An 11,887-nucleotide genomic window follows, 5' to 3' on the forward strand; every position below is an offset into this window, starting at 1 on the left:
TCACTTACATTTCGTGGTAAAATAATAACATAAATTCAAATAAGCATTAGTTCTTCATTCTTCAGGGCAAGGCACACTATTCCGGTTAACGAGAAGGAGCCGATCACATGGCTAACTTTACATTTTTAGAAAGAGATTTTCCTGTTCTGGCAAACTTTGGCCACTTAGCAGAAAAATACTGTTACAACGACTCCAACTCATGCTTGATGAAATTAGGAATGATCGGTGAAACTATCGTCAACCTCATGTTTACATACGATCGAATTCCACTTCCAGCAGATAATACAGCAGTCAAGCGGATTGATACCCTCTATCGCGAAGGCTTGCTGACGCAGGATTTGGTAGATATTCTGCATACTCTTCGAAAAATACGCAACAAGGCGGTTCATGAAAACTACTCTTCTGTATCAGATAGCATGGCGCTATTGCCTATGGCATATAGCCTGTGCGAATGGTTCATGCAGACTTATGGAGACTGGAACTATCAGCATCACGAATTTGTAATGCCCACTCCTGTACAAGACGTACAAGAAGAGAAAAATATAAATAAAGCAGCTGAAGCGCAAATCGAAACCCGCTTGATGCAAGAAGCAGAAGAAAAAGCCGCACAGGCAGAAACTGTCTCCAGAGATAGCCGCCGCCAGAGAGCCAGCCAAACAGCGAGCCAGCGCCCAAAAACTGAAGCAGAAACACGCTACCTTATCGATCAACAGCTTCGTCAAGTTGGCTGGGAAGCGGATACCGAAAATCTGCGTTACTCCAAAGGCACTCGTCCCGTCAAAGGGCGCAATCTTGCGATTGCCGAATGGCCTACCGATTCCACAGTAGGGAATCATGGGCGTGCCGACTACGCACTATTTATTGGTCTGCAACTTGTTGGTATCATCGAAGCGAAAGCAAAGCATATAGATATTCCTTCCGTAATTGATTACCAAGGGAAAGACTATCCCCGCAACATTCGGGCAGAAGATAAACAATATCAAATTGGAACTTGGGGTACTTATAAAGTTCCATTCACCTTTGCCACTAATGGACGGCCTTATTTGGAGCAGTTCAAAACCAAGTCCGGTATTTGGTTTTTGGATCTTCGCAATCCATCTAACATATCCAGACCCCTCCGCGGATGGATGAGCCCTGAAAACCTGTTGGACCTGCTCAGCAAAGATATCGATGCAGGCAATCAGGCATTACAACAGATGTCTTTTGATTTACTGCGCGACAAAGGCGGATTAAACCTCCGAGATTATCAGTTGCGTGCCATCCAGGCAGCGGAACAGGCCATTATGGACGGAAAAAATACAGCTCTGTTGGCCATGGCCACCGGTACCGGCAAGACCCGGACGGTGCTGGGCATGATCTATCGTTTTTTGAAGACTGGTAGATTTAAGCGCATCCTTTTCTTAGTCGATCGCACCGCACTGGGCGAGCAGGCGTTGGATGTATTCAAAGAAGTAAAGTTAGAAGAACTGATGCCTTTGGCAGATATTTATAACATTAAAGGTCTGGACGATAAAGAAATCGATCGAGAAACCCGTATTCAGGTTGCAACCGTACAGGGAATGGTGAAACGCATTCTCTACAATGACGGGGACACTATGCCCGCGGTCAGCGATTATGACCTGATCATTGTGGATGAAGCCCACCGGGGCTACCTTCTGGACAAGGAAATGGGAGACACCGAACTGCTATATCGGGATCAAAGAGACTATCAGAGCAAATATCGCAGCGTAATCGAGTATTTTGATGCAGCGAAAATTGCTTTGACCGCTACCCCGGCCCTCCAAACTACCGAAATTTTTGGTCAACCGGTCTTCAAATATACCTACCGGGAAGCGGTTATTGAGGGCTATCTGGTAGATCACGATGCGCCCCACCATATTGAAACAGAACTGAGCCGGAACGGAATTCATTATAAATCAGGCGATACGGTTGCAATTTACGATCCAGTAACCGGTGAGATCACCAATAGCGAGCTGCTGAACGATGAACTGGACTTCGATGTAGAGCAGTTTAACAAGAAAGTCATCACTCGCCCATTTAACGAGGCGGTTCTGGCCGAAATTGCGAAGGACATTGATCCCGAGAATCCGGAGGAACAGGGTAAAACGCTTATCTATGCTGTGGATGATCAACATGCTGACATGATTGTGGATATTCTGAAGAATATCTATGCCGAATATGGTGTTGACAACGATGCAATTAAGAAAATTACCGGCAGTGTCGGCGGCGGCAACCCTAAAAAAGTACAGGAAGCCATTAAGCGGTTCAAAAACGAACGGTACCCCAGTATTGCAGTTACTGTGGATTTGCTGACAACAGGTATCGATGTGCCGGAGATTACTAATCTGGTTTTTCTCCGCCGAGTGAAATCCCGTATTCTGTTCGAGCAGATGCTGGGCCGCGCCACTCGCTTGTGTCCTAAGATTCATAAGACACATTTTGAGATTTACGATCCTGTTGGCGTTTATGAATCACTGGAAAAGGTTAATACCATGAAGCCAGTGGTTGCAAATCCATCTGCATCCTTTGGGCAACTTCTGGACGGTCTTGATGTGCTGGAGGATGAAAAGCAGATAGAATACCAGATTGACCAGATCATCGCCAAGCTCCAGCGCAAAAAACGAAATCTGGATAGCACAACTATGGAGCATTTCATCAGCATGACCAACGGTATGGATCCTACGCAGTTTATCCAGCAATTACAAACGGAAACGTCCCAGCAAGCTCGCGATCGCATTTTAAGTCAGCGCGCCCTCTTTGAACTGCTTGGGGAAACACGAGCCAATGGTGGCCGTCCGATAGTCATTTCAGACACGCCGGATGAACTGGTTAGTCATACCCGTGGTTATGGTTCCGGCAGCCGCCCGGAAGATTATCTGGATGCCTTTGCGGATTATGTAAAGACGCATATTAACGAAATTGCTGCACTGAATATTGTTTGCACCCGGCCCAAAGAACTGACCAGAGAGGGCCTGAAGGATTTAAGGCTAACGCTGGACCGGGAAGGCTTTACCACACAACAGCTTAACACTGCTATATCCGAACTTACCAATGAAGAGATGGCGGCAGATATCATCAGCCTCATCCGTCGATATGCGATTGGATCCACGCTTATCAGTCACGAAGCACGTATCCGTCGGGCGGTGGACAAGCTGAAAAAGGCCCACAAATTCACTGCCATTGAACAAAAGTGGATTGGCCGCATGGAAAAATACCTCATGGAGGAATCGGTGCTCAATGTGGGCGTTTTTGACGAGGATTCTCGATTCAAAAATGAGGGCGGATTCAAAAAGATTGATCGTATTTTCCAAAACAAACTGGAAAGCATCGTGCTGGAACTAAACGAGTATCTATATGATGATGGAGGAAGAAGCGCTTGACAGAGCATGGAATATTAAAAACCGAAGAGCAACGCATTGGTGAATTAGCATTGCGCACCGCACAGTGGTGGAATGCAAGTCTGTGGCAATTTAAGCGCTTCTTGAACGCAGTTGAGATGCCAAATGAGGGAAATGAACCGTGGGATCAAAATGAAACCAGCAGTTTACTGCGAGCGGAAAGCATGTTCCTAATCACGGCGATATATCAAGCGATCAACTATTTGGATCTGCTACAAGATAAGATGCAACAGCACAACGATGCTTCACTAACAGATATTTTGAGTGCTGTCGTCACAAAAGCTGAGCAAGAGCAGATACGGTACTGGCGTAATATCAACGAGCACGAGCGAAATTATATTCAGGGAAAGGGCACAGCCCAAAAAAAAGCTAAAAACCCATACGCCTTTCTTTCCGACTTTTTCATAGGTGTTACAGATCACATTATCTATATTAACGGGCATACGAAGAAGTTTTATCTTGGTCGTATCCAGATTGATCAGTTGATTGCTCGAATGATGGAAAATCACTCTGTCATTTTACAAAAAACAAAAGAAATTTTTTATAATTATTATTATGGGTTTTCTCCACAAGACGAGAGCTCATATCAACCACAGGAGGACAACCCATGACCACCCAAGAAATTGTGTCCAAGCTCTGGAATCTCTGCAACGTGCTACGGGATGATGGCATTACTTATCATCAGTATGTCACCGAGCTTACCTATATTCTGTTTTTGAAGATGGCGAAGGAGACCGGCGCGGAAAGCCAAATCCCCGCCGCCTATCGCTGGGACCAACTCACCTCCAAAAGCGGCATTGAGTTGAAGAAGTTCTATAAAGAACTGCTTACCCATTTGGGAGAAGATTGCACCGGACGAGTTCGGGAGATCTATCAAGGCTCTGCCACCAACATTGACGAGCCAAAAAATCTGGAAAAGATCATCACCACCATCGACGGTTTGGACTGGTACTCCGCCCGAGAGGAAGGGTTAGGCAATCTGTATGAAGGACTGCTCGAAAAAAACGCGAACGAGAAGAAATCGGGTGCAGGTCAATATTTTACGCCCCGCGTGTTGATTGACGTAATGACTCGGCTCATGAAACCCCAGCCGGGCGAGCGATGCAACGACCCTGCTTGTGGTACTTTTGGTTTTATGATTGCTGCTTATCAGTACGTCAAGGATCATACCGATGAATTCTATGATCTGAGCGCCGATCAAGCGAAATTTGAACGGGAAGAAGCGTTCACTGGCTGTGAGCTGGTACACGACACCCATCGGCTTGCGCTGATGAATGCCATGCTGCACGGTATCGACGGACAGATTTTGCTTGCCGACACACTATCCAACCAAGGCAAGCAACTGCATGACTTCGATCTGGTGCTGACAAATCCGCCCTTTGGCACGAAAAAAGGCGGTGAGCGTGCCACGCGTGATGATTTCACCTTTTCCACCAGCAATAAACAACTCAACTTTCTCCAGCATATTTATCGCAGTTTGAAGGCCAATGGCAAAGCCAGAGCCGCTGTTGTGTTGCCTGATAATGTACTTTTTGCTGACGGTGACGGCGAGAAAATTCGTTGCGACTTAATGGACAAGTGCAATCTGCATACCATTTTGCGTCTGCCAACTGGTATTTTTTATGCGCAAGGCGTCAAAACCAACGTGCTGTTTTTCACCCGGGGCAGGAGCGACAAGGGCAACACCAAAGAGGTCTGGTTCTATGACCTGCGCACCAATATGCCCAGTTTCGGCAAGACCACTCCGCTGAAAACCGAGCATTTTGCAGACTTTGAGAAAGCCTATGAAGCAGAAGATCGCCGCGCGGTAGAGGACGAGCGGTGGAGCGTATTCACGCGGGAACAGATTGCCGAAAAGGGCAACAGTCTGGATTTGGGCCTGATTCGTGATGACTCAGTGCTGGACTACAGCGATCTGCCCGATCCGGCAGAGAGTGCCGAAGAGGCCGCCGCCAATCTGGAAGAAGCCGTTGATCTGCTGATGAGCGTAGTAAAGGAGCTGCGGGCGCTGGAGGTACAGAACTGATGGCGCGAGCAAAGAAAAAAGAGAATCTGACACCAGAAGAGCGCTTACAGGCGGCATTGGTGCCGGAGAGCGAGCAGCCGTACAAGGTGCCAACAAATTGGTGTTGGGTTCGTTTGCTTGACTCTTTCTATAACTGCACTGACAGTAAAAAGAAAATCCCCCAAAAAGAGTATATACAAGATGGAGATATTGCTATTATTGACCAAGGACAAGACTTAGTAGGAGGTTATACCAATGATAGCGAAATGGCTTTTAGTGGCCAGTTACCCGTTATTATCTTTGGTGACCATACAAGATGCATAAAATACATTGATTTTCCTTTTGTCCAAGGTGCTGATGGTGTTAAAGTATTAAAACCAAAGCAGTTTTTTAATACAAAAGCGTTCTATTATGCATTTCAAAATGTTAATATCCCCAATATGGGTTATCGCCGACATTTCCCACTGTTTGACCAGTATGCGATTCCTCTTCCCCCTCTTGCAGAGCAACAACGCATTGTTGACCGCATTGAAAGCCTGTTTGCCAAGCTGGACGAGGCAAAACAAAAGGTGCAGGAGGCACTGGACAGCTTCGAAACCCGCAAAGCCGCCATTCTCCACAAAGCCTTTATCGGCGAACTCACCGCCCGGTGGAGAAAAGAGAACGGTGTGGGGATGGAGAGTTGGAGAACAGTCACTTTCAAAGATGCGTGCCTAAAAATTACAGATGGAACACATCACAGCCCGGTAAATACGCCAACTGGCGAGTACATGTATGTAACGGCAAAAAACATTAAGGAAATCGGAATTGATTTAACCAATATTACATTTGTCTCCAAAGAGGTACATGATGAAATATATAGTCGTTGTGATGTGCAATATGGAGATGTGCTTTACATAAAAGATGGAGCGACTACTGGAATAGCGACAGTAAATACCATTGAAGAGCCGTTCTCTTTACTTTCTTCTGTTGCTGTATTGCGGCCTGACAAAAAACAAATTATGGCTAAGTATATGGTATATAATCTCAACTCATCCAAAACAAAAGCAATGATGATCAATAATATGTCAGGAAACGCCATAACAAGATTAACACTAAGCAAAATAAAAACGGCTCCAATTACGGTTTGTTCGTTAGATGAACAAGCCGAAATAGTTCGTATCCTCGACCATCTCCTCGCTAAAGAGCAGCAGGCCAAAGAATCTACCGAAAGAGTGCTGGAGCAGATCGACCTCATCAAAAAATCCATCCTCGCCCGCGCCTTCCGCGGCGAGCTGGGCACCAATGACCCCAGTGAAGAGAGCGCAGTGGAATTAGTGCGACAAGTGTTGCAAGAAAACTGAAATGGAGGTGTAATCCATGTTTATAAATCCGAAAACGAATTCCTACTCTGAAACAGATTTGGATGTTATTGACTTTGTATGCGCTATGTTAGGTTATGCAAAAGAATCATTTCTTTCCAAACAGGGCGTTTCTAACGCAGAAATGTGCTTTATATTGACCAGACTTTTTGTATCTATACCCGCAGAAACTGAAAAGAACGTATTCTATAAGGATCACTGGGCCGCTCGTTATATTGCATGGGTAGAACATCAACTTTCAAAGAGTAAGAACTCGTTATGGTTTAATGAGAAGGACCTGAATTCTTCTGTTTCTTGCGAAAAGGTTGATGAAATCTTTCAATTTTTCTTTAAACCGCTAATCCAACCCGATTGCTGGCCAAATGAAGTAGTATTAAATGCTACAGGAAATGCTACACGATTAAAAGTTGCATATAAAATATTTTATTTCTGTTTGTATTTCTTTTATCAGATAGAGACCCACAATGTTATGGAGTTGTTAGAATTTTGGAAATCTTCTTTTGTAAACCCCTACCGATTGCTCCTAAATATCTCAGCCACAGAAATGGTTAAAACTCCAAAGTTAAAAGATGCTTCCGACAAAAAAGCCTTTTATAAACTTACTTTGCTAAAAGATGTTGAACCAAGGCAGGCTCCTGACATCTATCAAGAATTCAATACTATCGACAACATAGAGGCTCAATGCAGAGAAGCTTTCACACCATATCCCGGAAATGCATACCACTATACTTCCTTGGATGCCTTGTACCAAATGCTAACCAAGTCAAAAGAAAGCTTTGAAGATGGAAATATCGGAATAAAAATGTTCATGGGAAATGCAGAATATTTAAATGACCCTAAAGAAGGCCAGTATTTTGACGAAACGACAAGCTCAGATTCGGAAAAAATAGATAATATTCTACACCCCAAAGATACATATGTTTTATCTTTGACAAAGGACGAAGAAGAGCGTCTTCCGTTGTGGGTACAGTACGGAGCAAATGGAACAGGTTGCCGCATTGAGTTTGAAATAGCAGAATCTGATGATTTCCACGATGTTTTGTATATCAGTTCGGATGCCAATCTGAACGCACAAGCAGGCAATGCAATTCAAACATTAAAAGAGTATATTAGAACCCATCAAAAACCGGTTATCATCAATTACGCAAAAGAGGTGATAGCGCAAATAAAATACTATATTAAGCCTATATTCTATGAATACGAGGCTGAGATCCGACATTTCAGCAGTAGTCTACCTCAGTTTGCAAATGTATATCCTTCGCCACGTCCGGGTGAAGTTGTTCCAAGACTGTATTGCGAACTAAATAAAGCATTAAAAGTGAAGTCCATTATGCTGGGTCCAAAATGTCCAAACCCAAACCACATTGCACTATTTTTATATCGATGTGGGGTTCCTGAAGTACGGATGTCAAGAATCGAATTCAAATAATACATATTTGTTGAAACTATGTGTTGAAACTTATATCATTATACTTTTTTAAATAAATTTCTATGTAATCGATCAAAATTCGAACATTTTTTCGAATTTATGATAGAAATATTACAGAAATATTACAGGGCTAATGATTGGGTTGACAATCTCTCTATTGCATTTTATACTTTAGGTAAGCTATAAGTAATCGTTAAGGCCACGAAGCCTTACTATCATTTAATACCATTAACACACCTATCTTATTATCTAAGGATAGGTGTGTTTTTTTATATAGATAGCAATATTACATTTGAGAAAAAGGAGAAAAACTATGTGCCCACTTGGGTGAATACTATCACACATGAGACGCTTGAAGCATAGCAGATATGCTATAGCTGAGCCACATAGGGAAACGGTATCGTCCGCGCGGAACGAAACCGTTTGAAAGAAAGCGAAAATGCCACAGGCATCTTCGCTTTTTTTATTTCCCTTTGCAAGGAGACCTCCCTGTACGCTGCTGTTTTAATGCAAGCAGCGTAAAAAAAGAACAGGTTATTTCGTGCGACCATCGGAAGCAAAGAAATAACCTGTTCGGACGTTGTTTTCGGGCATCGTTTTGCTGACGCACATAAGCCTTTCGATAATCGATCGGTAGCTTCAGCAGAAGGTGCTACCCACTCACCATAATTCCCAGTACTTCGAGCATGACAGAAATGACCCGATACCGAATGGATTCCTTCATTTGAAAGAGGTCTGGATGGATGCTCTCCGCGCTTTTCCCTCTCAATCGGCATTGCTGAATCATCAGCATACATGCCGGTGGTTGTTTTAACGGCACGGCATCGGCAGCTTTACCGCATGGAACCTATTCATGTGAATGCTGTTTGCAGGCGTCGCAAGACGAGATGCCACCCCATACGAAAACTCTGAGTAGCGCTCCTCATTGTTTTCGTTTTCCCGCAGAGCGTTCGAAAGCACGTCCACTTAACCCAGTGCCATTATGACACGCCGGAAACAGGAGGTTTCCATGAATATAGTAGATTCTGTCGGTACTCCGTTTGCACGCGCCTGTCAGGATCGGTTGATGTCCTGCATTGGCAAAGGCATTAGCAAGCATGAACTGCGTCAAGAAGCGATTGCTTCTGGCAGCACTCGCAAATCCAGCGGATTGCTGCATGCGGATACAACTATCGACAATTATGCACGCATTGCCACACGGTACGCAAAATGGATGAAGGAAACGCATCCAGACTGCACCCGCCTGAAGCCCGCACATAAACGCAAGTACGACCATGATTGCATTCAGTCTCTGATTGACCGGAAATTGTCTCCGTCCACGATCAAGACCTATACCGCTGCTTTGGCCTTTCTGCACAACTGTACAATGAATGACATTCACAGCGAACGCCCGATCGTACAGCCTAAAGATGCGACACGTTGCCGCTACTACTCTGAACAGGTATATCAGGAGCAGATTTCCAAATGCGAAGAGAACCGGAATGAGAATCTGGCCGCCATTTTGCGCTTGTGCCGCATCACCGGTCTGCGTAAAGACGAAGCGCGGCAGATAAGGCCGGAAAATTTCATTTGGACCAAGAATGGTGTGGTCTGCCATTTGACCGGAGCGAACAAAGCTCATCATATGCATCCGGATGAAAGCAATGTTCACACAAAAGGTGGCCGCGAACGCACAATCGAGATCCTACCCCGGTATGAGGCCGAACTGATGGATATTCTGTCTCACACAGAAGCGCATACGCCGATCTGCTCCCACATTCCGAACGACATCAACATTCACGGGATTCGCGCACTGTATGCTGCTGAAATGTATCAGGCATTTGCCCGTCCTATTGCAGATATTCCGGTTCACGAACGGACGATGGAAAACGGAAAAAACCTTCCTTCCCGCTATATTGACAAAGCTGGCCATACATGGGATCGGCGCGCTTTGCTTCGTGTATCTGCCTCGCTTGGTCATAGCCGGTCCAATGTCGTCGTTCACAATTATCTGTGGATGCTCAACTAAACCACCCTGAGCATCCTTCACCAGCACCATCACAGAGGCGCGAGAATGGCCATAATCGCATCTCTTGTCACAGAAAGGAGTTACCCCTCATGTCTGATAAAATTACGTTTAACGCCAGCGATATCGCTCAGTTGCTCGGTATCAGCCGCAGTGCTGCATATGAGCTTATGCACCGCGAAGATTTTCCCACAATCACCATCGGAAAGCGCATGGTGGTTTTGCAGAACCAGTTTTACGAATGGATCAATCAACAGTCTAAGAACACCCCTGTGAAATAACCTCTTCCGTTCGCTTTTACATCCCTCACCCTCACTTTGCACAACTGCCTCCTTCCATTGTTGAAAGATTGCGCGAAAAAACACATCACATCAGCAACGAGAAAAAATGCAGCGGCGAGCATACGAACATCCGTTTTCTTTTTGCTCGCCGTTGTGTTATAATATAGATATGATTGGAGCAGTATGTGCCGGAAAGGAGCATCGAACCACTATGGCACGCAAAAGTAAAAAACGCGAATCCGGTAGCGGCACGATTTACAAAAAGAAAGACGGCCTTTGGGCTGCACAATATACATCTGGCCGCGATCCCAAAACCGGAAAGCTGCGTCGGCATACGATTTACGGCAAGACGCAAAAGGAGGTTGCCGAGAAGCTTCGTCAGGCAACCACAAGTATTGACAACCAGACTTTTCAGGAACCCAGCAAGATTACATTTGCGGAGTATGCAGCTGAGTTTATGATGATGCGCTCTCCTATGATTTCCCCGAATACAGTGTATGGCTATCAAAAAATACTGGATGCACATCTTCTTCCTGCTTTCGGTAGAAGGAAATTAACCGAACTGACGCATCGCGAAGTACAAGCCTTTATATCATCTTTAGTTGCGAAAACGACTCTGAAGCCAAAGACGATTCATAATATTCACGGTTTGCTGCATCGTATTCTGGAAGCCGCAATCCACGACGAGATTCTTGTTCGCAATGTTTCCTCTCACTGTGACCTGCCGAAAGCCGTTAAAAAGGAGCTCAAGGTTTTTGCTTCGGAAGACTTGGATCACTTTATGCAGATTATCGATCCTCTTCCCCGCCGTCTGTTGTATCTCTTCGATATTTTTTCTGGTTTACGCGCATCTGAAATGTTGGGTCTGACTTGGGAAAATATTGATTTTAACAACAACAGCATCTTTGTTGGCGCACAGCTGATGAAAAAGCCTGGTCGTGATAAGGATGGCTATTATCTCAAAATTCCCAAAGAAGAGAAGCAGCGCCGCATCATCCTTGCACCTAAAGTAATGGCGATTCTGCGTGCGCAACATAGTAAGCAGTTGAAAGATCGTATGGCCGTTGGCCCACTTTGGGAAAACCGTCTTAATCTTGTATTCACTAACGAACTCGGTGGCCCGCTCAATCGCCGCACAGTTTATAAACATCTGAAAAAAGCGCTGATCGAAAACGGTCTGCCTGATTACAAGCTTCATACCCTGCGTCACTCATTCGCGACGATCTCGCTGGAAAATGGTGACGATATCAAGACAGTGCAGACAAACCTTGGCCACTATGATGCATCCTTTACGCTTCGTACTTATATTCACACGAGTACGGCCATGCAGAAGGCCAGCGCAGATCGCATGGAGAAGTTGGCTGCAAACATGAATTTTCTGCCGTAAATCAGTATTTCATTTTAATAT

At 44.9% G+C, this 11,887-nt stretch carries 8 protein-coding genes; all 8 read left to right on the top strand.

Features of this window, described 5'->3' with window-relative positions; genetic code table 11:
- Positions 1-107 precede the first annotated feature (107 nt).
- Positions 108-3,380 (top strand): type I restriction-modification system endonuclease, encoded by a 3,273-nt coding sequence (gene hsdR / locus ACESSO_RS04275; RefSeq protein WP_373163807.1) that lies wholly within the window; start codon positions 108-110, stop codon positions 3,378-3,380.
- On the top strand, positions 3,377-4,009 hold the full coding sequence (locus ACESSO_RS04280; RefSeq protein ID WP_373163808.1) for a hypothetical protein: 633 nt from the start codon (positions 3,377-3,379) through the stop codon (positions 4,007-4,009). The genes hsdR and ACESSO_RS04280 overlap by 4 nt, the downstream gene beginning before the upstream one ends.
- Positions 4,006-5,424, top strand: a complete 1,419-nt coding sequence (locus ACESSO_RS04285) for an N-6 DNA methylase (protein ID WP_373163809.1) — start codon at positions 4,006-4,008, stop codon at positions 5,422-5,424. Before ACESSO_RS04280 ends, ACESSO_RS04285 begins: the two co-directional genes overlap by 4 nt.
- Complete coding sequence (locus ACESSO_RS04290) at positions 5,424-6,746, top strand: restriction endonuclease subunit S (RefSeq protein WP_373163810.1); 1,323 nt, start codon at positions 5,424-5,426, stop codon at positions 6,744-6,746. Before ACESSO_RS04285 ends, ACESSO_RS04290 begins: the two co-directional genes overlap by 1 nt.
- 16 nt (positions 6,747-6,762) lie before the next feature.
- A complete protein-coding gene (locus ACESSO_RS04295; RefSeq protein ID WP_373163811.1) occupies positions 6,763-8,193 on the top strand; it encodes a hypothetical protein in 1,431 nt (476 codons plus the stop codon).
- 1,009 nt (positions 8,194-9,202) lie between these two features.
- Entirely contained in the window at positions 9,203-10,201 is a 999-nt protein-coding gene (locus tag ACESSO_RS04300; RefSeq protein ID WP_373163812.1) for an integrase domain-containing protein, read from the top strand.
- A gap of 89 nt (positions 10,202-10,290) precedes the next feature.
- Positions 10,291-10,479, top strand: a complete 189-nt coding sequence (locus tag ACESSO_RS04305; protein ID WP_373163813.1) for a helix-turn-helix transcriptional regulator — start codon at positions 10,291-10,293, stop codon at positions 10,477-10,479.
- Positions 10,480-10,690: 211 nt separating this feature from the next.
- Complete coding sequence (locus ACESSO_RS04310) at positions 10,691-11,866, top strand: tyrosine-type recombinase/integrase (protein ID WP_373163814.1); 1,176 nt, start codon at positions 10,691-10,693, stop codon at positions 11,864-11,866.
- Positions 11,867-11,887 lie beyond the last annotated feature (21 nt).

The sequence above is a fragment of the Agathobaculum sp. Marseille-P7918 genome, from assembly GCF_964248325.1.
Lineage (GTDB): Bacteria > Bacillota > Clostridia > Oscillospirales > Butyricicoccaceae > Agathobaculum.

Excerpts from the sequence above, each read along its gene's own strand:
- hsdR (WP_373163807.1), top strand. The coding sequence starts at position 108 with ATGGCTAACTTTACATTTTTAGAAAGAGATTTTCCTGTTCTGGCAAAC.
- ACESSO_RS04285 (WP_373163809.1), top strand. The coding sequence starts at position 4,006 with ATGACCACCCAAGAAATTGTGTCCAAGCTCTGGAATCTCTGCAACGTG.
- ACESSO_RS04290 (WP_373163810.1), top strand. The coding sequence starts at position 5,424 with ATGGCGCGAGCAAAGAAAAAAGAGAATCTGACACCAGAAGAGCGCTTA.
- ACESSO_RS04295 (WP_373163811.1), top strand. The coding sequence starts at position 6,763 with ATGTTTATAAATCCGAAAACGAATTCCTACTCTGAAACAGATTTGGAT.
- ACESSO_RS04300 (WP_373163812.1), top strand. The coding sequence starts at position 9,203 with ATGAATATAGTAGATTCTGTCGGTACTCCGTTTGCACGCGCCTGTCAG.
- ACESSO_RS04305 (WP_373163813.1), top strand. The coding sequence starts at position 10,291 with ATGTCTGATAAAATTACGTTTAACGCCAGCGATATCGCTCAGTTGCTC.
- ACESSO_RS04310 (WP_373163814.1), top strand. The coding sequence starts at position 10,691 with ATGGCACGCAAAAGTAAAAAACGCGAATCCGGTAGCGGCACGATTTAC.